Annotated in this window: 19 protein-coding genes and 1 pseudogene; 6 read left to right on the top strand and 14 right to left on the bottom strand. The window is 68.2% G+C overall.

Features of this window, described 5'->3' with window-relative positions; translation table 11 throughout:
• Nucleotides 1-172: 172 nt before the first annotated feature.
• Nucleotides 173-943 carry a DUF4191 domain-containing protein gene (locus tag ACFQ36_RS10630; protein WP_377013395.1) on the top strand — a complete coding sequence of 257 codons (771 nt, stop codon included), beginning with the start codon at nucleotides 173-175 and terminating at the stop codon, nucleotides 941-943.
• 130 nt (nucleotides 944-1073) lie between these two features.
• On the opposite strand, the gene ACFQ36_RS10625 is transcribed toward ACFQ36_RS10630, so the two are convergent.
• Nucleotides 1074-1517: an RDD family protein gene (locus ACFQ36_RS10625; protein ID WP_377013393.1), complete on the bottom strand. Its 444-nt coding sequence runs from the start codon at nucleotides 1515-1517 to the stop codon at nucleotides 1074-1076.
• Between the two features lie 240 nt (nucleotides 1518-1757).
• Here ACFQ36_RS10625 and glnA point away from each other — a divergent pair, with 240 nt between their 5' ends.
• The gene (gene glnA / locus ACFQ36_RS10620) at nucleotides 1758-3182 is read left to right on the top strand and encodes a type I glutamate--ammonia ligase (protein ID WP_377013397.1); all 1425 of its coding nucleotides are present in this window, start codon (nucleotides 1758-1760) and stop codon (nucleotides 3180-3182) included.
• A 182-nt stretch (nucleotides 3183-3364) separates the two neighbouring features.
• On the opposite strand, the gene ACFQ36_RS10615 is transcribed toward glnA, so the two are convergent.
• The 3 genes from ACFQ36_RS10615 to ACFQ36_RS10605 form a co-directional block, all read right to left on the bottom strand.
• A complete protein-coding gene (locus tag ACFQ36_RS10615) occupies nucleotides 3365-3685 on the bottom strand; it encodes a cupin (protein ID WP_377013391.1) in 321 nt (106 codons plus the stop codon).
• Between the two features lie 124 nt (nucleotides 3686-3809).
• Nucleotides 3810-6827, bottom strand: a complete 3018-nt coding sequence (locus ACFQ36_RS10610) for a bifunctional [glutamine synthetase] adenylyltransferase/[glutamine synthetase]-adenylyl-L-tyrosine phosphorylase (protein WP_377013389.1) — start codon at nucleotides 6825-6827, stop codon at nucleotides 3810-3812.
• An 8-nt stretch (nucleotides 6828-6835) separates the two neighbouring features.
• Nucleotides 6836-8176 (bottom strand): glutamine synthetase family protein, encoded by a 1341-nt coding sequence (locus ACFQ36_RS10605; RefSeq protein WP_377013387.1) that lies wholly within the window; start codon nucleotides 8174-8176, stop codon nucleotides 6836-6838.
• A gap of 217 nt (nucleotides 8177-8393) precedes the next feature.
• On the opposite strand from ACFQ36_RS10605, the gene panB reads away from it, so the two are divergent.
• Complete coding sequence (gene panB, locus ACFQ36_RS10600) at nucleotides 8394-9230, top strand: 3-methyl-2-oxobutanoate hydroxymethyltransferase (protein WP_377013385.1); 837 nt, start codon at nucleotides 8394-8396, stop codon at nucleotides 9228-9230.
• A gap of 79 nt (nucleotides 9231-9309) precedes the next feature.
• Here the strand turns inward: panB and ACFQ36_RS10595 are convergent, their stop codons facing one another.
• Nucleotides 9310-9474 carry an SPOR domain-containing protein gene (locus tag ACFQ36_RS10595; protein ID WP_377013383.1) on the bottom strand — a complete coding sequence of 55 codons (165 nt, stop codon included), beginning with the start codon at nucleotides 9472-9474 and terminating at the stop codon, nucleotides 9310-9312.
• Between the two features lie 98 nt (nucleotides 9475-9572).
• On the opposite strand from ACFQ36_RS10595, the gene map reads away from it, so the two are divergent.
• The gene (map, locus tag ACFQ36_RS10590; protein ID WP_377013381.1) at nucleotides 9573-10451 is read left to right on the top strand and encodes a type I methionyl aminopeptidase; all 879 of its coding nucleotides are present in this window, start codon (nucleotides 9573-9575) and stop codon (nucleotides 10449-10451) included.
• A gap of 58 nt (nucleotides 10452-10509) precedes the next feature.
• Complete coding sequence (gene ppgK / locus ACFQ36_RS10585) at nucleotides 10510-11316, top strand: polyphosphate--glucose phosphotransferase (protein ID WP_377013379.1); 807 nt, start codon at nucleotides 10510-10512, stop codon at nucleotides 11314-11316.
• Nucleotides 11317-11340: 24 nt separating this feature from the next.
• Here ppgK and nrdR read toward each other — a convergent pair whose 3' ends face one another.
• On the bottom strand, nucleotides 11341-11841 hold the full coding sequence (nrdR, locus tag ACFQ36_RS10580) for a transcriptional regulator NrdR (RefSeq protein ID WP_377013377.1): 501 nt from the start codon (nucleotides 11839-11841) through the stop codon (nucleotides 11341-11343).
• Between the two features lie 85 nt (nucleotides 11842-11926).
• A complete protein-coding gene (gene hisD, locus ACFQ36_RS10575; protein WP_377013374.1) occupies nucleotides 11927-13276 on the bottom strand; it encodes a histidinol dehydrogenase in 1350 nt (449 codons plus the stop codon).
• Nucleotides 13277-13401: 125 nt separating this feature from the next.
• Here hisD and ACFQ36_RS10570 point away from each other — a divergent pair, with 125 nt between their 5' ends.
• Nucleotides 13402-13938 (top strand): flavin reductase family protein, encoded by a 537-nt coding sequence (locus tag ACFQ36_RS10570; RefSeq protein WP_377013372.1) that lies wholly within the window; start codon nucleotides 13402-13404, stop codon nucleotides 13936-13938.
• On the opposite strand, the gene dnaE is transcribed toward ACFQ36_RS10570, so the two are convergent.
• The 7 genes and pseudogenes from dnaE to ACFQ36_RS10535 form a co-directional block, all read right to left on the bottom strand.
• Complete coding sequence (gene dnaE / locus ACFQ36_RS10565; RefSeq protein WP_377013370.1) at nucleotides 13935-17477, bottom strand: DNA polymerase III subunit alpha; 3543 nt, start codon at nucleotides 17475-17477, stop codon at nucleotides 13935-13937. The two genes, ACFQ36_RS10570 and dnaE, sit on opposite strands and share 4 nt — an antisense overlap.
• A gap of 31 nt (nucleotides 17478-17508) precedes the next feature.
• A complete protein-coding gene (locus ACFQ36_RS10560; RefSeq protein WP_377013368.1) occupies nucleotides 17509-18450 on the bottom strand; it encodes an RluA family pseudouridine synthase in 942 nt (313 codons plus the stop codon).
• A complete protein-coding gene (gene lspA, locus ACFQ36_RS10555; RefSeq protein WP_377013366.1) occupies nucleotides 18443-19054 on the bottom strand; it encodes a signal peptidase II in 612 nt (203 codons plus the stop codon). The genes ACFQ36_RS10560 and lspA overlap by 8 nt, the downstream gene beginning before the upstream one ends.
• 142 nt (nucleotides 19055-19196) lie before the next feature.
• Nucleotides 19197-19862 carry a DivIVA domain-containing protein gene (locus tag ACFQ36_RS10550; protein WP_377013364.1) on the bottom strand — a complete coding sequence of 222 codons (666 nt, stop codon included), beginning with the start codon at nucleotides 19860-19862 and terminating at the stop codon, nucleotides 19197-19199.
• A 202-nt stretch (nucleotides 19863-20064) separates the two neighbouring features.
• Nucleotides 20065-20376 carry a YggT family protein gene (locus ACFQ36_RS10545; RefSeq protein ID WP_377013362.1) on the bottom strand — a complete coding sequence of 104 codons (312 nt, stop codon included), beginning with the start codon at nucleotides 20374-20376 and terminating at the stop codon, nucleotides 20065-20067.
• A 79-nt stretch (nucleotides 20377-20455) separates the two neighbouring features.
• Nucleotides 20456-21013, bottom strand: a complete 558-nt coding sequence (locus ACFQ36_RS10540) for a cell division protein SepF (protein ID WP_377013360.1) — start codon at nucleotides 21011-21013, stop codon at nucleotides 20456-20458.
• An 87-nt stretch (nucleotides 21014-21100) separates the two neighbouring features.
• A pseudogene (locus ACFQ36_RS10535) lies at nucleotides 21101-21324 on the bottom strand (YggS family pyridoxal phosphate enzyme); the annotation flags it as partial.

Raw genomic sequence — 21324 nt, 5'->3', positions numbered from 1 at the left:
AAGGGGCGCGAACTGCCCGAGGAACTGGCCCACATTGCCGACGGCATCGAGGACTCCGGCACCACCCGGCAGGAAGCAGCCAGCCTGCTCCCCCGCTGACCGGACACGGACCGAAAGCAGGGCACCTGCCGGGCTCGGAGCACGGGCAGGCTCGGGATAGAATTGAGCCATTATGGCCAATAGCACCGATTCCCCTGCCAACTCCTCTGCAAACAGCCGGCGGGGGCTCTTTTCCCGCAAGCCCGCAGCGGACAAGCCCGCGAAGGCGAACAAGCAGCCCGGGCGCCTGAAGCAGATTGCCCAGGTCTTCCAGATGACCCGGCGCAACGACCCGAACGTCGTCTGGCTGATGCTGCTGGCCTTCCTGGCCGTGGTAGTTGTCTGCCTGGTCATCGGCCTGCTGATCCAGAACTGGGTTACCTTGCTGATCATCTCCATTCCGCTGGGTCTGCTCGCCGCGACGTTCATCCTGTCCCGGCGCGCCGAGCGCGCGGCCTTCGCCCAGATCGAGGGCCAGCCCGGGGCCGCCGGTGCCGCCCTGAGCGTGCTGCGCCGCGGCTGGATCCTGCAGGAGCAGCCGGTGGCGGTCAACCCGCGCACCCAGGATGCCGTCTTCCGCGCCGTCGGCCGGCCCGGGATCGTCCTGGTCACCGAGGGCCCGTCCCATCGGGTCAAGCAGCTGGTGGACGCCGAACGCCGCAAACTGAACCGCATCCTGCCCAATGTCAAGGTCCACGTGATCGAGACCGGCCGCGGCGAAGGCCAGGTGGAGCTGAGCAAGGTCGCCAGGACCGTGCAGAAGCTGAAGAACGAACTGACCAAGCAGGAAGTCGCTGCCGTGGACAAGCGCCTGCAGGCCCTGGGCAGCAGCAGGCTCCCAATTCCCAAGGGCGTGGATCCGTTCAAGGTCCGTCCGGACCGCCGGGCCATGCGCGGCCGCTGACGCCTCCGGGGACGCGCAGTAAGATACAGGGGCACAGCACAGATACAGGGAGGGCCCGCCGTACGGCGGGCCCTCCCTGTATCTGTTTGCAGCACCTTCTGCCGCTGCCGGCCGGAGCCGGTCCGCCGCCTCAGGTCCGCACGAGCACGGTGCCGATGGCCCGGTCATGCAGTCCACGCTGGTCCGCGTCAAAGATGAGGGCCGGAATGACCAGGCAGAGCAGCAGTGTCCGGACGACGGCGGCCAGCGGCCCGGGAGCACCGCCGTTGAGCCGGCGCAGGTGCAGACCCAGCAGGCGGTGCCCGAAGCTGTAGCCCAGAGTGCCCACGAGCAGGATCTGCTCGGCCGCAAAGACCGCCATGATCAGGAATTCGTTGCCTTCATTGCCACCGAATAGGAACCAGGCGATCAGGTAGCTCATGCCCCAGTCGATGCACAGCGCGGCGAGGCGCCGGCCGGGGCGGGCAATGGAACCCGAGCCGCCCTCCGGCAATCCCAGCCGGCGGCCGGGCCACTGTCCCGGTTGCGACGGCGGCCCTTGGAGCCAGGATGCTAAGTCTTTTCTGTCTACCACCTTCCAAGCCTACCGACGCAAAGCATCAAGCCACGACTCCCAGGCGGGGGTGACGTGGCTGGTAAGGCCTGTGCCCCCGGCCACGCGGCTAGGCGTGGCCGGCACATCTGATCTAGGTTTAAGTAACACGCCGGAAACAATTGCGACACTAACGGGAAATTCCCCCGATCTACTCTGTAAACCATTGCCGGGGCCGTGTCCCCGGCAAGTAGCCCATGAATGCGTAAGGAGCATGACCCGATGTTCAACAGTGCGGACGAGGTCCTCAAGTACATCGATAACGAAGACGTGAAGTTTATCGAGATCCGGTTCACCGACCTCCCGGGCGTGCAGCAGCACTTCAATGTGCCGGCCAAGACTGTGGACGCTGACTTCTTCGTGCACGGCCAGCTCTTTGACGGCTCATCCATCCGCGGCTTCCAGGGCATCGCCGAGTCCGACATGCAGCTCATCCCGGATGTCAGCACCGCATTCATCGATCCCTTCCGCGTGGAGAAGACCCTGGCGCTGAACTTCTCGATCGTCAACCCGCGCACGGGGGATCCCTACCACCGCGACCCGCGCGGTGTGGCCGAGCGGGCCGAGGCGTACCTCGCCTCCACCGGCATCGCGGATACCGCGTTCTTCGCCCCCGAGGCCGAATTCTTCATCTTCGACGACGTGCGCTACGAGTCCAGCCCGCAGGGGTCGTTCTATGCGGTGGACTCCATCGAGGCACACTGGAACTCCGGCCGCAAGGACGAAGGCGGCAACCAGGGCTACAAGACCCCCGTCAAGGGCGGCTACTTCCCCGTGTCTCCGACCGACAAGCAGGCGGACCTGCGCGACGCCATCTGCGTGGAACTGGACGCCGCGGGCCTCGAAGTCGAGCGCTCCCACCATGAGGTCGGCGCCGCCGGCCAGGCCGAGATCAACTACAAGTTCTCCACCCTGGTGCACGCGGCCGATGACCTGCTGAAGTTCAAGTACATCGTCAAGAACGTGGCCGATGCCTGGGGCAAGTCCGCCACCTTCATGCCCAAGCCGGTCTTCGGTGACAACGGCTCCGGCATGCACTGCCACCAGTCCCTGTGGCTGGAGGGCCAGCCGCTGTTCTACGACGAGAAGGGCTACGCCGGGCTGTCCGACACCGCCCGCTGGTACATCGGCGGCCTGCTCAAGCACGCTTCCGCCGTGCTGGCCTTCACCAACCCGACGGTTAACTCCTACCGCCGCCTGGTCAAGGGCTTCGAGGCCCCGGTGAACATGGTCTACTCGCAGGGCAACCGCTCCGCCGGCATCCGCATCCCGATCACCGGTTCCAACCCGAAGGCCAAGCGCATCGAGTTCCGCGCCCCGGATGCTTCCTCCAACCCGTACCTGGCCTTCTCCGCGCAGCTGATGGCGGGCCTGGACGGCATCCGGAACCGCATCGAGCCGGCGGACCCGATCGACAAGGACCTCTACGAGCTGCCCGCCGAGGAAGCCAAGGACATCCAGAAGGCTCCGGGCTCCCTGGAGGAAGCCCTGGCTGCGCTGGAGGCGGACAACGAGTTCCTGCAGGCCGGCGGCGTCTTCACCCAGGACCTGATCGACACCTGGATCGCCTACAAGCGCGAGAATGAAATCGCCCCGCTGTCGCTGCGCCCGAACCCCTACGAGTTCGAGCTCTACTACGGCATCTAAATAAACCTTCAGGGCAGCGGCAACGCTCCGCATTGGGCCGCACGGGCGCGCAGAACCACTGGAACTGCGCGCCCGTGCGGCCCATCCTTGTCCGGACGCGATCGGCAACGATGCGAAATGGTGCCGCTCCGGTGCGACACTGCACGCATGCGCTCACCGCGGCCGTGCGCAGCCTGTCCCGCTCAGGTCTCGGTCACCGCGGTAAGCAGGAAGACCGAGTCCTCGGCCGCCTCGACCGAGTGCCGCTCCCGGGGGACCAGGGCCAGCTGGTTTTCATTGACCGGGGACCGGCCCGACGCGGATACCACGGTAATGGACCCCTCAAGCACATAGATGGTGCCGGCCAGCGGCGCATTGTGCTCTCCGAGCATGGTGCCTGCCTTCAGCGCAATGATGGTCTGCCTCAGCGGACCGTCCTGTGCCACCATGACGGCGCTGCGGCCGTGCGGCGAGTCCACCGCCACGCCCAGATGTTCCCGGGCCACCAGGTCAATGTCGGTCATGGCGCCTCCCCTTCCTGCACAGGCCCAGGCAGCGTGTACGGCTCCCTGGACCGGGTTGCTCCCGAGCCTACCCACAAAACCCCGGACGGGGAACGGACCGGGGCGGACCGGCGCAGGTGCCGGGTCAGCCGTGCTGGCCGTAGAAGTGCCGGTCGAAGATTCCCCGGGCGTGCCGGGTCAGCCGCAGGTAGTCCTCCTCCAGCGCGGCGGCCCCGCCGGGCGGATAGCCGCACCAGCGCGCCACGGCTTCGAGATCCCGGCGCGAGGAGGGCAGCACGTCCGAACTCTTGCCGCTGGAGACCACGTTGCCGGAGCGGATCCTGGTCGCCAGGCACCAGCTCTCGCGCAGCGTCTGGACATCGTTCGCCGGCAGCAGCCCGGCCGACTCGATGGCGACCAGGGCCTCGAGGGTGTTGGTGGTGCGCAGCGCGGGCAGGCGCGCCGCATGCTGCAGCTGCAGCAGCTGGACCAGCCATTCGACGTCGCTGAGCGCGCCCCGTCCGAGCTTCAGGTGCCGGGCCGGATCTGCGCCGCGCGGCAGCCGCTCGGATTCCACCCTGGCCTTGATCCGCCGGATCTCGCGCACGTCGTCGGCGCTGGTCTGCTCCGGGTAGCGGATCGGATCAATCAGCGCCAGGAAGTCCTCGGCCAGCGCGTCGTCGCCGGCAATCGGCCGGGCGCGCAGCAGGGCCTGTGCTTCCCAGATCAGCGACCAGCGTTGGTAGTACTCCCGGTAGGAGTCCAGCGTGCGCACCATCGGCCCGTCCTTGCCCTCGGGACGCAGCGCCGCATCGATCACCAGCGGGCGCTCGGCCAGCACCGGCGGCCTGCAGGGCTGCTGGAGCAGCGCCGAGAGCTGGCCAACGATGCGCAGCGCCTGCTGCTGGGCCGCGTCCGGATCGGCGCCGGGCAGCGGCCGGTGGACATACATTACGTCGGCGTCGGATCCGTAGCCGATTTCGCGCCCGCCCTGCCGGCCCATGGCCACCACCAGCATGCGGGTGAGCCGGCCGTCGGCGCCGGCGACCTCGGCCTCGGCCGCCTGCAGGGCGCCCTGGATAGCCGCCCGGTCCGCATCCGAGAGTGCGATGCCCACCCGGGTCTGGTCCAGCAGCCCGGCAGAGTCGGCGATCGCGATGCGCAGCATCTCCCGGCGCCGGATCAGCCGGATCAGCCGCACGGCTTCCCTGGGCGCAGGGTGGCGGGACATCTTGTGGCCGATTTCCTGCCACAGCGTGTCGAAGTCCAGCGGCGCCAGGTCCTTGTCGGTGCCCAGCCAGGCGGCCGATTCGGGCGAGACCTCAAGCAGGTCGGTGATGAACCGGCTGCTGGAAAGGATATGGCACAGCCGCTCGCCGGCCGAACTGGAGTCCCGCAGCATGCCCAGGTACCAGTGCGAATCCCCGAGCGCCTCGCTGAGCCGGCGGAAGCCGAGCAGCCCCGCGTCCGGGTCGACGCCGTCGGCAATCCACTCCAGCAGCACCGGCAGCAACTGGCGCTGCAGCTGGGCCCGGCGGCTGATGCCGGCGGTCAGCGCCTCGATATGGCGCATGGCCCCGCGCGGGTCCAGATAGCCCAGCGCCGCGAGCCGGGCCTGGGCGGCCTCGGGGGTCAGGCGCACCTCGTCCGCGCTCAGGCTGGCGGTGGTGGCCAGCAGCGGGCGGTAGAAGATGTTCTCGTGCAGCGCGCGTACCCGCCGCTTGGTCTGCTGCCAAGTCTCCAGCAGGGCCTCCGGGGCGGGCCGCTGCGTGCTCAGCGAACCCAGCGACGCCTTGGCCAGGGCCCGCAGGGCCTCCGGTGTCTCGGGCATCAGGTGCGTGCGGCGGAGCCGGACCAGCTGGATCCGGTGTTCGAGCACACGCAGGTACCGGTAGGCCGCGTCCAGTTCGCGGGCGTCCGCCCGGCCAATGTACCCGGCAGCGCTGAGCGCGGCGATGGCCGACGTCGTGTCCCTGACCCGCAGCGATTCGTCCACCTTCGCGTGCACCAGCTGGAGCAGCTGGACGGTGAATTCCACGTCCCGCAGCCCGCCGCGGCCCAGCTTGATCTGCCGGCCGCGCTCGTTGAGCGGGATGTTCTCCGTTACCCGCCCGCGCATGGCCTGGACTGATTCGACGAAGCCTTCGCGCTCCGAGGAGGACCAGATCAGCGGCGCCACGGCCTCCTCGTAGCGCCGGCCGAGCCCGGGGTCGCCGGCGACCGCCCGCGCCTTGAGCAGCGCCTGGAATTCCCAGCTGTGCGCCCAGCGCCGATAGTAGGTCAGGTGCGAGTCCAGGGTGCGCACCAGCGGGCCGTCCCTGCCCTCCGGGCGCAGGTTCGCGTCCACTTCCCAGAGGGCGGGCTCGGGCCCCGGCGAGGAAATGGCCCGGGTCATGCCGGCGGCCAGGGCCGTGCCGACCACTGCGGTATGGGCCTCGTCCATGTCATCGGCCTCGACCACATAGACGACATCGACGTCGGAAATGTAGTTCAGCTCCGCCGCGCCGCACTTGCCCATGCCGATCACCGCCAGCCGAACCTGGGCGAGCTTCCCGGCCGGATAGCGTCCGGCCAGCTCGGCCCGGGAGACCGCCAGGCCGGCCTCCAGCGCCGCGGCGGCCAGGTCCGCCAGTTCCCGGCCGGCCGTGGGCATGAAATCCTCCGGCGAGGCCGCTCCCAGGTCCCGGATGGCCAGTTCGGTCAGATGCCGGCGGTAGGTCGAGCGCAGCGCCGTGTAGGCCGCAGCCCCGGTCAGTCCGGCCACCGGGTTTTCGGCCTGCGGGTCGGCCCCGACGGCGGTGAGCAGGCTGCGCCGCAGCTGGTCCGCCGGCGCCCCGGCCGGTTCCGGGCTGACCCGGACATCGAGCACGTCCAGGTGTTCCGGCCGGCGCAGCAGGAAGTCGGCCAGGGCCTCGGAGGCACCGAGCAGGCGGAAGAGCGCCTCGCTGCGGCGCTCCCCGCCGTTGACCAGGTCGGCCAGCTGCGGGGACCTGCCCAGCAGGCGGACCAGCGACATCAGCGCCAGGTCCGGATCCGCGGACAGGCCAAAACCATCCAGCAACAGCTGCGGATCGATGCCTTCCAGCTCCCGGGCGGCCAGGAAACGGTTGGCCTTCTCCAGGTCGTTGAAGCCGGTGACGATCAGCTGGCGGTTCAGGCTCATGGCGTCGGCTACAGGATCCCGATGTTCCGCTTCAGCTCATGCGGGGTCACCTGCAGGCGGTACTCGTTCCATTCGGCACGCTTATTGCGCAGGAAGATTTCGAAGACCTGCTCGCCGAGGACGTCGGCCACGAAGTCGGACTCCTCCATCTTCTGGATCGCATCGTGCAGGCTGGACGGCAGCGGGTCCAGGCCCAGCGCCCGGCGCTCGGCCCCGCTGAGGCTCCAGACGTCGTCTTCCGCCCCGGCCGGCAGGTCGTATCCTTCCTCGATGCCCTTCAGGCCGGCGCCCAGCAGCACCGCGTAGGCCAGGTACGGGTTGGCCGCGGAGTCGATGCCGCGGTACTCGATCCGGGAGGACTGCCCCTTGCCCGGCTTGTACAGCGGCACCCGGACCAGCGCCGAGCGGTTATTGTGGCCCCAGGAGACGAAGCTCGGTGCCTCGCCGCCGCCCCACAGCCGCTTGTAGGAGTTGACGAACTGGTTGGTGACGGCGGTGAATTCCGGTGCGTGGTGCAGGATGCCGGCGATGAACTGGCGGGCCGTCTTGGACAGCTGGAATTCGGCGCCGGCCTCGAAGAAGGCGTTGGCGTCCCCTTCGAAGAGCGAGAAGTGCGTGTGCATGCCCGAGCCCGGGTGTTCGGAGAACGGCTTGGGCATGAAGGTGGCGTAGATGCCCTGCATCAGGGCCACCTCCTTGACCACGGTACGGAAGGTCATGATGTTGTCCGCCGTCTGCAGGGCGTCGGCGTAGCGCAGGTCGATCTCGTTCTGGCCCGGGCCCGCCTCGTGGTGGCTGAACTCCACCGAAATCCCGACCGACTCGAGCATGGTCACCGCCATGCGGCGGAAGTCCTGGGCGACGCCGCCGGGGACGTGGTCGAAGTAGCCGGCGCCGTCCACCGGCACCGGCACCCCGTCGGGGCCGAGCTGGCTGGATTCGAGCAGGTAGAACTCGATTTCCGGATGGGTGTAGCAGGTGAAGCCCATCCCGGTGGCCTTGGCGAGCGTGCGCTTGAGGACATTGCGCGGATCCGCGGCCGCAGGCTCGCCGTCCGGTGTCAGCACGTCGCAGAACATCCGCGAGGTCTGTTCCCTTTCCCCGCGCCACGGCAGGATCTGGAAGGTGGAAGGATCCGGCTGGACCAGCATGTCGGACTCGAACACGCGCGCCAAGCCCTCGATCGACGACCCGTCGAAGCCCAGCCCCTCCTCGAATGCGCCTTCGACTTCGGCCGGGGCCAGTGCGACGGACTTCAGCGAGCCGAGCACGTCGGTAAACCACAGCCGGACGAAATGCACGTCACGCTCTTCAATGGTGCGGAGCACGAACTCCTGCTGACGGTCCATGTGCCACCTTTCGGATCCGGCCACGGCCGCCGGCGCCATTGGCGTGTCCATGGTCTGGGCGGTGCCAGCTGGCGCAGTCGGTGGCCTGGGAACAGTTGTGTTGTATCCAGCCTAGTCGCCGCGGCCGGTATGTGCTCGCAGCTGCGCGCCGCCACCATTATGTCGGCCCGGCCCGGTCGGGTGGAGGAAGCCGCCGCGGCGGGATTAGGCTCTAAGCATGCCAAATTCTTCCATTTCCGGGGCGCCGGCTCCCCTGTCCGCGTCCCGGATCCGCACCCACCATCTGCAGCAGGTCAAGGACAACGGCGGGCGCTTTGCCATGCTCACCGCTTATGAGCAGTACACCGCGCAGATCTTCGACGAGGCAGGCATCGAGGTACTGCTGGTAGGCGACTCCGCCTCCAACAATGTCTTCGGCAATGAAACCTCGCTGCCGGTGACGCTGGACGAACTGATCCCGCTGTGCCGGGCCGTCACGCGCGGCGCCCGGCGCGCGCTCGTCGTCGCCGACCTGCCGTTCGGAAGCTACGAGGTCTCCCCCGCCCAGGCCATTGAATCCTCGGTGCGGCTGATGAAGGAGGCCGGCGCCCACGCGGTCAAGATGGAAGGCGGCGCCTTCTATGCCGACTATGTCCGGGCCATGGTGCAGGCAGGCATTCCGGTGATGGCGCACATCGGCTTCACCCCGCAGAGCGAACACGCCCTGGGCGGCTACCGGGTGCAGGGCCGCGGCGACGACGCCGTACGGCTGGTCGAGGATGCGGTGGCGCTGCAGAACGCGGGCGCCTTCGCCGTGCTGATGGAACTGGTGCCGGCCGCAACGGCGGCAGCGGTGGAACGGGCGGTCACCGTCCCCACCATCGGCATCGGCGCCGGGAATGCGACCACCGGCCAGGTGCTGGTCTGGCAGGACATGGCCGGACTGCGCGGGGGCAAGATGGCCAGGTTCGTCAAACAGTACGCGGACCTGCGCACGGTGCTGGCCGGAGCTGCGGCAGCCTATGCGGAGGAGGTCCGCTCGGGAGCCTTCCCGGGCCCCGAACACTCGTTCTAGGAGCTGAAGGGCGGGAACGCCCAGGAGAAGCGGCAGGGGTCCCCGGCCGAGCCTGCAAGACCGGGGCAGCCGCTGAGCGTTAGTCTTCCTCCTCGGCGTCCCAGGCCTCGTTGCGCTCCCGGACCTTCTCCAGCGCGTGCTCCGCCTCTTCGCGGGTCTCGTACGGACCGATCAGCTGGGTCCAGTCCGACTGCGGGCCCTCCTCGACCTGGTGGGTCACGACGTTGAACCAGTAATTGGCCATGTGGCGCTCCTCTTGCGTTCTGAAGTCCGTCTTGCGAAGTCCGGTCATCGGCCCGCAGCCCCAAGCGGCGGCGGCAAAGCACCGATAAGATCGATGGTATGCCCCACATCGCAGCAACAGCACCCCTGGGCACGCTGGTCCAGGGCACCGTCTCCCCCGTCCTTGACGTTCCGGCCTCGATCCCGCGGCCCGAGTACGCCTGGAAGCCAGCGCCGGCCAAGTTCACCGGCTCCGAGGTCAAGGATGCCGAAACCATCGGGAAGATCCGCATTGCCGGCCGGATTGCCGCGCAGGCCATCGTGGAGGTCGGCAGGCACATCCGCCCCGGCGTGACCACCGACGAACTGGACCGGGTCGCCCACGATTTCCTCATCTCGCACCACGCCTATCCCTCCACCCTCGGCTACCGCGGCTTCCCCAAATCCGTCTGCACCTCGGTCAACGAGGTCATCTGCCACGGCATCCCGGACAGCACGGTGCTCCGGGACGGGGACATCATCAACCTGGACATCACCGCCTATGTGGACGGCGTGCACGGCGACACCAACTACACCTTCCTGGTCGGCGACGTGGACGAGGAGTCCCGGCTGCTGGTGGAACGGACCCGGGAGTCCTTGAACCGGGCCATCAAGGCGGTGGCCCCCGGGCGCGAGATCAACGTCATCGGCCGCGCCATCGAGTCCTATGCCAAGCGCTTCGGCTACGGGGTGGTCCGCGACTTCACCGGCCACGGCGTGGGCGAGGCCTTCCACACCGGCCTGATCATCCCGCACTACGACGCCGCTCCGGCCTACAGCCGGGTGATGGAGCCGGGCATGGTGTTCACCATCGAGCCGATGCTCACCCTGGGCACCATCGAGTGGGAGATGTGGGATGACGACTGGACGGTGGTCACCAAGGACCGCAAGCGGACAGCCCAGTTCGAACACACCCTGGTGGTCACCGAATCCGGAGCCGAAATCCTGACTCTGCCGTAATCCTCGGGTAATCTGCAGGCATCCCGGCCGGGCCTCCGGCCCCGACAACGGAGCGCACATGGGCAAGAAAGAGAAGAAGTCCGGCAAGGCCCACGGCAAGAACCGCCACGGCCTCGGCATCGACATCGGCGGCACCGGCATCAAGGGCGGGATCGTCGACCTGCGCAAGGGCAAGCTGGCCGGTGAACGCTTCCGGATCGACACCCCCAAGCCGGCAACCCCGGACGCCGTGGCCGAAGTGGTGGCGCAGATCGCCGCCGAGCTGGACGCCCGCCCCGACGCCCCGGCCCGCGACAGCCCCGTGGGCGTGACCTTCCCGGCCATCATCCGGCACGGTGTCGCGCTCTCAGCGGCAAATGTGGACAAGGCCTGGATCGGCACGGATGCGGACAGCCTGCTGACCGGAAAGCTGGGCCGGCCGGTGCAGATGATCAACGACGCCGACGCCGCGGGTCTGGCGGAGGTCCGCTACGGTGCCGGCAAGGGTGTGGACGGCACCGTCCTGGTCATCACCCTGGGCACCGGGATCGGCTCCGCCTTCATCTTCAATGGAGAGCTGGTGCCGAACGCCGAGCTGGGACATCTGGAACTGGACGGGTTCGACGCCGAGACCCGGGCCTCGGCGTCGGCCCGGGAACGGGACGGGCTGGACTGGGACGGCTACGCGCAGCGCCTGCAGCGCTACTTCTCCCACCTTGAGTTCCTCTTCTCCCCCGAGCTCTTCATCGTCGGCGGCGGCATTTCCAAGCGCAGCGAGGATTTCCTGCCCAAGCTGCAGCTCAAGACCCCCATCGTGCCGGCGCAGCTGAAGAACAATGCGGGGATCGTCGGCGCGGCGCTGCAGTCGGCGCTTAGCCTCGCCTGAGCGCCGACCCGGCGAATGCCCCGGCTACTTGGCGGTCAGCGGCCGCCGGGTTCCGGCCGGGCTGCCTCCGGCGGTCGTGGCGGTCTCGTTGCGCAGCTGCTCGATGGCCGCCTCGAAGTCCTCCAGCGAGTCGAACCCCTGGTAGACACTGGCGAAGCGCAGGTAGGCCACCAGGTCCAGCTTCTTCAGCGGTCCCAGGATGGCCAGCCCGACCTCGTGGGCATTGATTTCCGCGGCCCCGCTGGCCCGCACGGTCTCTTCGACCTCCTGGGCCAGCAGCGCCAGGTCGTCATCCGAGACCGGCCGGCCCTGGCACGCCTTGCGGACCCCGCTGATGATCTTGCTTCGGCTGAAGGGCTCGCCGGCGCCGGAGCGCTTGATTACCGTGAGGCTGGTGGTTTCCAGCGTGGTGAAACGCCGCCCGCACTCCGAGCACTGGCGCCGGCGCCGAATGGCCGACCCGTCGTCGGTGACCCGGCTGTCCACCACCCGCGAATCCGGGTTGCGGCAGAACGGACAGTACACGCCGCACCTCCTTCGTGGGTGCCGGTTATGGCACCATCATCATAGGAACAAGTTCACCATAGTTACAACACTGTAACTAATACGCTCAGCTGAACCGGACGGAGACCGCATCCCCGTGCGCGGGCAGGTCCTCGGCCCGCGCCAGGGCCACGATGTGCCCGCTGACCTCGCGCAGCGCCTCGCGGTTGTAGTCGATCACCTGGATGGCCCGCAGGAAGGTCGTCACGTTCAGCCCGGAGGCGAAGGTGGCGGTCCCGCTGGTGGGCAGCACGTGGTTGGAGCCCGCGCAGTAGTCGCCCAGGCTGACCGGGCTGTAGTCGCCCACGAAAATGGCGCCGGCATTGCGGATCCGGGCCGCCACCGCCGCGGCGTCCTCGGTGTGGATTTCCAAGTGCTCTGCCGCGTAGGCGTCGCAGACCTGCCGGCCCTGCTCCAAGTCATCGACCAGGATCACACCGGACTGCGGCCCGGAGAGCGCCTGCCGGACCCGGTCCGAGTGTTTGGTCGCGGCCACCTGCACCGCCAGCTCCGCCCGGACCGCTTCGGCCAGCCTGACCGACGGCGTAACCAGCACCGACGCGGCGTGCGGATCGTGCTCGGCCTGGCTGACCAGGTCCGCGGCCACGAAGGCAGGCACTGCCGAATCGTCGGCCAGGATGGCGATCTCGGTGGTTCCGGCCTCGGCGTCGATGCCCACCACGGACTTGACCAGCCGCTTGGCCGTGGCCACATAGACATTGCCCGGACCCGTCACCACATCCACCGGCGCCAGTGCCGGGCCGGCCTCGCCGGCCGGGACGCCGTAGGCGAACGCCGCGACCGCCTGGGCTCCGCCGATGGCGTAGACTTCGTCGATGCCCAGCAGCTTGGCCGCGGCCAGGATGGTCGGGTGCGGCAGTCCACCGAATTCCTTCTGCGGCGGGGAGGCCAGGGCCAGCGACGCCACACCCGCAGCCTGGGCCGGCACCACGTTCATCACCACCGACGAAGGGTAGACCGCCAGACCGCCGGGAACGTACAGCCCCACCCGCGCAACCGGCACCCATCTCTGCCGGACCACTGCCCCGGAGGCGATCTCGACGGCGGCGTCCGCCGGCTTCTGGGCCGCGGCGAAGGTGCGGGCGCGGGCAATGGACTCTTCCAGGGCGGCGCGCACCGCACTGTCAAGCGACTGCAGCGCCTGGTCCAAAGCCTGTGCGGGAACCCGCGGATGTTCCTGCTCCACGCCGTCGAACCGGGCCGCAAGGTCGCCGAGCGCCTCGAAACCGCGGGTCCGCACGTCCTTGATAATCGCCTCGACCGCCTCGGTCGCCACGTCGAAGGTGGTCTCGGCGCGCGGCATCGCCGCCTTCAGCTCGGCGGGGCCGAGGCGCCGGCCGCGCAGGTCCACGGTGGGAAAATCGACAGGGGTTCCGGCAGCGGTGTCAGCGTTCACCCCTTTATTCTACTGACGCGCAGCGCCGCAGCCCGTAACACGGTGGGGCCCGCGGCGACGCCGTCGGAATAGGCTGGTGTCTAAGACCTGGGCAACCGCCCGCCGCCGAACCACCGGGAGAGCCTGTGAACGCCAAACCAGAGAATGCCATCACGCCGGACTACGCCGGCGGAGACGGAGCCTTCGCGCAGACCTTCCGCGAGGTCTTCCGCCGGCACGCCGCGGGCGTGGCGATCCTGACGGTCAACTACGGCGGCCGGCCCTACGGCTTCACCGCCACCTCCGTGGCTTCATTGTCCGTGGAGCCGCCGCGCTTCACCTTCAACATGGCCCGGACCAGCTCGTCCTGGCCGGCGGTGGCGAATTCCACCTACATCGGCGTGCACATGCTCGGCCTGGAGAACCGGGAACTGGCCGAGCGCTTCGCCCGGTCCAAGGACCGGTTCAGCGCCGACAACTGGGAGACCGGGCCGTACGGCGTCCCCCTGCTCAAGGATGTCCCGGCCTATCTGGTGGGGCGGATCGAGCTGCGGCTGTCCTTCGAGAACAATGCCGTCGTCGTGGTGGACGTGGTCGAAGGTTCCCTCGGCGACGAGAAGACGCCCCTGCTCTACCACAGCGGCAGGTATGTCCGCCCCCACCCCATCGAGTACGAAATCTAGGCGTCGAGGCAGGCCGGTCCGAGCAGCACCTTCAGGTCGCCGAAGAGGGACGGGGTGGGGTTGACCCGGTAGTTGATGCCCAGGCGCATCACCTCGACCTTGCGGGCATGGTTCAGCCGGACCTGCACGTCGGTATTGCCCGGATGCGTCCGGAGTACGTCGCCCAGCGCCGTGACCACCTCCTCGGTCGCCTTGTGGTTGGCCAGGGAAATCACCACCGGGCCGGCATGCCCGTCGGACAGGTCCGGGACGGTGAGCTCCTGGGCATTCAGCGTCACGGCCCCGTCGTCGCGCCGCTGCAGCCGGCCGCGGACGACGACGATCAGGTCCTCGGCCAGGATCGAGGAGATCGGTCCGTAGACCTGGCCGAAGAACATGACCTCCATCGAGCCGCCCAGGTCCTCGATCTCGGCCCGGGCATAGGCGTTGCCGCTGTTCTTGGCGATGCGCCGCTGCAGCGAGGTGATCATGCCCGCAATGGTGACGATGGCCCCGTCTGCCGGCCCGTCCTCGGCGATCACCGAGGTGATGGACTGGTCAGCATGCTGGCTGAGCACCCCTTCGAGCCCCTGCAGCGGGTGGTCCGAGACGTAGAGCCCGAGCATATCGCGTTCGAACGCGAGCTTGTCCTTCTTCTCCCACTCGGGCAGGTCCGGAATGTCCACCGCCAGGCCGGAGCCGGCCTCGGGGTTGTCGTCGAACGCACTGAACAGGTCGAACTGGTTGGCCGCCTCGTTGCGCTTGAGCACGATCACCGAGTCCACCGCCTCTTCGTGGATCATCGCCAGGGCGCGGCGCGGGTGGCCCAGGGAGTCGAAGGCACCGGCCTTGATCAGCGATTCGATGGTGCGCTTGTTGCAGACCACCGCCGGCACCTTCTGCAGGAAATCGCTGAAGGAGGTGAACGCGCCCTTCTCCTCGCGCGCGTCCACCATGGCATGCACCACGTTCGCGCCGACGTTGCGGATGGCGCCCATGCCGAAGCGGATGTCGGTGCCCACCGGAGTGAAGTTGACGCTGGATTCGTTTACGTCCGGCGGCAGCACCGTGATGCCCATGCGGCGGCACTCGTTCAGGTACATCCCCAGCTTGTCCTTGTCATCGCCCACCGAGGTGAGCAGCGCCGCCATGTACTCGGCCGGGTAGTGGGCCTTCAGGTAGGCGGTCCAGTAGGAGACCACGCCGTAGGCCGCCGAGTGGGCCTTGTTGAACGCGTAGTCGGAGAACGGCAGCAGGATGTCCCAGAGGGTCTTGATGGCCTGCCCGGAATAGCCGCGGTCCTTCATGCCCTGGGAGAAGCCGGCGAACTGCTTGTCCAGCTCCGACTTCTTTTTCTTGCCCATGGCCCGGCGCAGGATGTCCGCCTGGCCGAGCGAGTAGCCGGCCAGCTTCTGCGCGATGGCCATGACCTGTTCCTGGTACACGATCAGGCCGTAGGTGCCGCCGAGGATGTCCTGCAGCGGTTCCTCGAGCTCGGGATGGATCGGGGTGATTTCCTGCACGCCGTTCTTGCGCAGCGCGTAGTTGGTGTGCGCGTTGGCGCCCATCGGCCCCGGCCGGTACAGCGCCAGCACGGCCGAGATGTCCTCGAAGTTGTCCGGGCGCATCAGCTTCAGCAGCGAACGCATCGGCCCGCCGTCGAGCTGGAACACCCCGAGGGTGTCCCCGCGCGCCAGCAGCTCGTAGGATTCCTTGTCGTCCAGGGCCAGGTCCTCCAGGACCAGGTCCTCGTTGCGGTTGAGCTTGATGTTCTCCAGCGCGTCGGAGATGATCGTCAGGTTCCGCAGGCCCAGGAAGTCCATCTTGATCAGCCCCAGGCCTTCGCAGGTGGGGTAGTCGAACTGGGTGATGACCTGCCCGTCCTGCTCGCGGCGCATGATCGGGATGATGTCGATCAGCGGGTCCGAGGACATGATCACGCCGGCCGCGTGCACGCCCCACTGCCGCTTCAGGCCCTCCAGTCCCAGCGCGGTCTCGAAGACCTTGGCCGAGTCGGCGTCGGACTTCAGCAGCTCGCGCAGTTCCTCGGCCTCGCCGTACCGCTTGGCCTCGGGGTTGTGCACGTCGGTCAGGGAGATGCCCTTGCCCATCACGTCCGGGGGCATCGCCTTGGTCAGCCGCTCGCCCACGGAGAACGGGTAGCCCATCACGCGGGAGGCGTCCTTCAGCGCCTGCTTGCCCTTGATGGTGCCGTAGGTGACGATCATGGCCACGCGCTCGTCACCGTACTTCTCGGTGACGTACTTGATCACTTCGGGGCGGCGGCGGTCGTCGAAGTCGACGTCGAAGTCGGGCATGGAGACGCGGTCCGGGTTCAGGAACCGCTCGAAGATCAGGCCGTGCTGGAGCGGATCCAGGTCGGTGATGCGCATGGCGTAGGCGGCCATCGAGCCGGCGCCGGAGCCGCGGCCCGGTCCCACCCGGATGCCGTTGTTCTTGGCCCAGTTGATAAAGTCCGCCACGACCAGGAAGTAGCCGGGGAAGCCCATCTGGGTGATGACGCCGATCTCGTAGTCGGCCTGCTTGCGCACCGCGTCCGGGATGCCTTCGGGGTAGCGGTAGTGCAGGCCCTTTTCGACCTCCTTGACGAACCAGGACTCCTCGTTCTCCCCCGGCGGGCAGGGGAAGCGCGGCATGTAGTTGGCCTCGGTGTTGAATTCGACGTCACAGCGTTCGGCGATCAGCAGGGTGTTGTCGCAGGCCTCGGGGTAGTCCCGGAACAACGCGCGCATTTCCGCCGGGGACTTCAGGTAGAACTCGTCGGCGTCGAACTTGAAGCGCTTGGGGTCCGCCAGCGTGGAGCCGGACTGCACGCACAGCAGCGCCGCGTGCGCGGCGGCGTCCTCGGCGTGGGTGTAGTGCAGGTCGTTGGTGGCCACCAGCGGCAGCTTCAGTTCACGGGCAAGCTTGATCAGGTCCGCCTGCACGCCGCGCTCGATGTCCAGCCCGTGGTCCATCAGTTCGCAGAAGAAGTTCTCGGCGCCGAAGATGTCGCGGAAGTCCGAGGCGGCCTGCTTCGCCTCCTGGTACAGGCCCAGCCGCAGCTTGGTCTGCACCTCCCCGGAGGGGCAGCCCGTGGTGGCGATCAGGCCCTGGCCGTAGGTCTGCAGCAGGTCCCGGTCCATGCGGGGCTTGTAGAGGTAGCCCTCGAGCGAGGCCAGCGAGGACATCCGGAACAGGTTGTGCATGCCCTCGGTGGTCTGCGCCCACATGGTCATGTGGGTGTAGGCGCCGGCGCCGGAGACGTCGTCGCGGCCGCCGTCGCCCCAGCGTACGCGGGTCTTGTCCTGCCGGGCGGTGCCCGGGGTCAGGTAGGCCTCTACCCCGACGATCGGCTTGATGCCGGCGTTGCGGGCCTTGTTCCAGAAGTCGAAGGCGCCGAACACGAAACCGTGGTCGGTGGTGGCCAGGGCGTTCATGCCGAGCTCGTGGGCGTGGCTGAACAGGTCGTTCAGCCGGGCGGCGCCGTCGAGCATCGAGTACTCGGTGTGGTTGTGCAGGTGGACGAAGGAATCGTTGCCGGTCTTGGAGCTGCTCACGTCGTGCCTCTTCTGGTCCTCTTACTGAATCCTAGACCCTGTGCTCGGCCAGGGCCTCGAGCGCGTACGCCAGGTCCGCCGGGTAGTCGCTGCTGAATTCGACCCATTCGCCGGTGCGGGGGTGGGCGAAGCCGAGCCGGCGGGCGTGCAGCCACTGCCGGGTCAGCCCCAGCTCGGCCGCCAGCTTCGGGTCCGCGCCGTACGTCAGGTCGCCGGCGCAGGGATGGTGCAGGGCGGCGAAATGCACCCGGATCTGGTGCGTGCGCCCGGTCTCCAGGTGCACCTCCACCAGCGAGGCCTTGCCGAAGGCCTCGAGGACCTCGTAGTGCGTCACCGAGTGCCGGCCGTCCTCGACGACGGCGAACCGCCAGTCGTAGCCGGGGTGCCGGCCGATCGGGGCCTCGATGGTGCCCTCGAGCGGATCCGGCAGGCCCTGGACCAGTGCGTGGTAGACCTTTTCCACGGTGCGTTCCTTGAAGGCGCGCTTGAGCAGGGTGTAGCCGTGCTCGGTCTTGGCCACCACCATCACCCCGGAGGTGCCGACGTCGAGCCGGTGCACGATGCCGGCGCGTTCGGCCGCCCCGGAGGTGGAGATCCGGTAGCCGCGGGCAGCCAGCGCGCCGACCACGGTGGGGCCCACCCAGCCGGGCGAGGGGTGCGCCGCCACCCCGACGGGCTTGTCGATCACCACGAAGTCCTCGTCATCGCCGAGGATTTTCAAATCTTCTACCTCTTCCACCACAATCTGGAGCGGGTCCGGGCGCTCGGGGACAGCCACCTGCAGCAGCCCCGCCGGCGGCAGGCGCTCGGATTTGGCGATCTTCCGCCCGTCCAGGCTGACGTTGCCCTCGCCCAGCAGCGCCGCCGCCGCGGAACGGGAGATGCCCAGCAGCACCGCCAGTCCGGCGTCGGCACGCCGGCCGGCGGTGTCCGGGGCCAGTTCGATGCTGCGCGGCTGCCCGTCCTCAGGCATCGCTGCCCCCGGGGTCTTCCCCGTCCCCGGTCCTGCGGGCGGGAACGCGCCGGCCGTCCATGCCGATGCCCAGCAGGGTCAGGATGCACCAGAGGATGACCGAACCGACGATGGCCGAATCCGCAATGTTGAAGATCGCGAAATTGGGGAAGGCGATGAAGTCCACCACGTGGCCCATGCCGAAGGACGGCTCGCGGAAGAGCCTGTCGGTCAGGTTCCCCAGCGCGCCGCCGAGCAGGAAGCCCAGGGCCACCGACCACCAGGCGGAGCGGATCCGGCGGGCATAGAACAGGATGGCCCCGGCCACCAGGGCCATCACGATGCTGAAAATCCAGGTGAAGTCCTCCCCGATGGAGAAGGCGGCCCCCGGATTGCGGATGAAATGCCAGCTGAGCAGCGGCGGGAGCACCGGCGTGACCTGGCCCTCGGTCATGGTACTAACCACCCAGAACTTGGTGAGCTGGTCGAACAGGTAGGCGAAGGCGGCGCAGCCGGCCAGGATCAGCAGGAACTTCCCGCTGCGCGGCACAGCCTCGGAGCCGGCCGCGGAGGACCCGGCCTTCCGGCCGGCGGGGAGTTCTTCGGCTGACGGTGATTCAGGCATATTACTTCCGAAAGTAGCGGCCCGGCGGCGCCCGGGGCGCCGCAGGCTAAACGATTGGCCGGTGACGGGAAGCGGTCCCGGCACCGGCCAACTTCCTCCGGCACGGCCCGCAGGCCGTGCCGGAGGCAAGGAACGTGAGGATCTAGGAGTTCGCGGTGTCCTTGGCCTCGGAGGCAAAGGAGCCGCGCGCTTCCAGATCCCGGAGCTGGCCCTCGATGTATGCCTTCAGGCGGGACCGGTAATCCCGTTCGAAGCCGCGCAGCTGCTCCAGCTTCCGCTCGAGCACGGCCTTCTGCTGCTCCAGCGCGCCGAGCGTCTTGCGGCTCTTTTCCTGGGCGTCGTTCACCAGGGTGCTGGCTTCGAGCTGGGCCTCGGCGATGATCTTGTCCCGCTGCTCCACACCCGCATTGACATACTCGTCGTGCAGCTTCTGCGCCATGGCCAGCACGCTGGCTGCGGACTCGGCAACCGCCGCATGCTGCGAGCTGGCCGGGGCGGCAGCGGAGACGGCCGGGGCGGCCTGCGTCTTGGGCTGCTCCTTCGCAGCCGGTGCCGGCTTCTGGGCGGCCTGCGCTTCCTGCGCGGCCGGTGCGGCGGCGACCGGGGCCGGAACGGCGGCAGCCTCATTGCCCTGGCGGGAGGTGGCCTCGGCGAGCTTCCTGCGAAGCTCGTCGTTCTCCTGGTTCAAGCGGCGCAGTTCCACGACAATTTCGTCAAGAAAGTCGTCGACTTCGTCCTGGTCGTAACCCTCCCGGAATTTCGTGGGCTGGAACCGCTTGTTGACAACGTCTTCTGGCGTCAGAGCCATCTGGTCACCTCATACTGGTTCTGTGTGGATCATGGCTCCGGGGCTGGTTCGTTCACCGGACTCATGACAACGGTTGCGAATACTCTCTGTGACACTTTACAGGCACAGGAGCCTCCACCTCAGAATATCCCTTGGCGGACCCCGGCACCGAACGACACACGCGGCGCCGGCGGAGGACGGCGGGCCCGCGCGGGAGGGACGGTCAGATGACGGCCGCCGCTACGCTGTTGCCCAGGCCGGAGACAACCGCCTTGGCGATCGAAATCACGATAAACAGCACGAGGAAGGCCAGGTCGAGGGCGAAGCCGCCGATGCGCAGCGGCGGGATCACCCGGCGCAGCGCGCGCAGGGCCGGGTCGGTGGTGCCGTAGATCGCCGAGGCCGCGACCAGCGCCGCACCGCGGGGACGCCACTGCCGGGCGAAGTTCTGCACCACTTCGAAGACAATGCGGACGATGAGGGCGATCTGGAAGAGCATCAGGACGAGGTAAAGCAGCGCAAAAATGATGGACACGGGCGAGCCACGATTCCCAACGGTAGTAGTGGAGAGGTTAACGGCAATACTGCCCCATCTCCGGGGCGATCCGCCAGCGCTAGCTCTGGTTGAACACCGTGGTTTGCTGGTCCGCGGCCTTGCGGTCCTCGCCCAGGACCTCGATGGTCGACGGCGAGAGCAGGAAGACCTTGTTGGTCACCCGCTCGATGCTCCCGTGCAGGCCGAAGACCAGGCCGGCGGAGAAGTCCACCAGGCGCTTGGCGTCCGCCTCACCCATGTCCGTCACGTTCATGATGACCGGAATGCCGTCGCGGAAGCTTTCGCCGATGATCTTGGCGTCATTGTAGGAACGCGGGTGGACAGTGGTGATCTGCCGCAGCACGGAAGACTCCTCGCGGGTTGATGGGGCACGCTTGATCGGGGTCACGGGGGCCCGGTACTCCTCGGGCACCGGCTTCAGCACTGCGGGCGCCGGTTCGGCACGATCGGACCGGCGCTCTTCGCGCAGTTCGCGGACCTCGCGCCCGTCGCGCTCCCTGCCTTCGGGCTCCTGCGCCTCGGCCCGCTCGGGCAGCTCGTTCTGCTCGGACTCGTAGTGCTCGTCGCCATCGGCAAGCCCGAGATAGATCATCGTCTTGCGCAGTGCACCGGCCATGGTTGGCTCCTCACATCTCGTCCCCGCAGCTGACAGCGACGCACGGATCGTCAAGCCCACAGCCGTACCCGCCCGTCTGGAAAAACGCTACCCCACCGCAGGTCTGGGGCCGAGGACATCCGAGCCGACACGCAGGTGTGTCGCCCCGGCGGCAATGGCCTCTTCCAGGTCCTGGCTCATGCCTGCCGAGACCATGGCCGCGCCTGGATGGGCGCGGCGCAGCTCCTGCGCGTACCCGGCCAGCCGGCCGAATGCCTCGGCCGGGTCCGCCCCCAGCGGCGCCACCGCCATCAGCCCGCCCAGGACCAGGC

This window comes from Arthrobacter sp. GCM10027362 (genome assembly GCF_042679445.1).
Classification (GTDB): domain Bacteria; phylum Actinomycetota; class Actinomycetes; order Actinomycetales; family Micrococcaceae; genus Crystallibacter.
The sequence above is the reverse complement of the archived record's forward strand: the minus strand, read 5'-3'. Positions and strand labels throughout refer to the sequence as shown.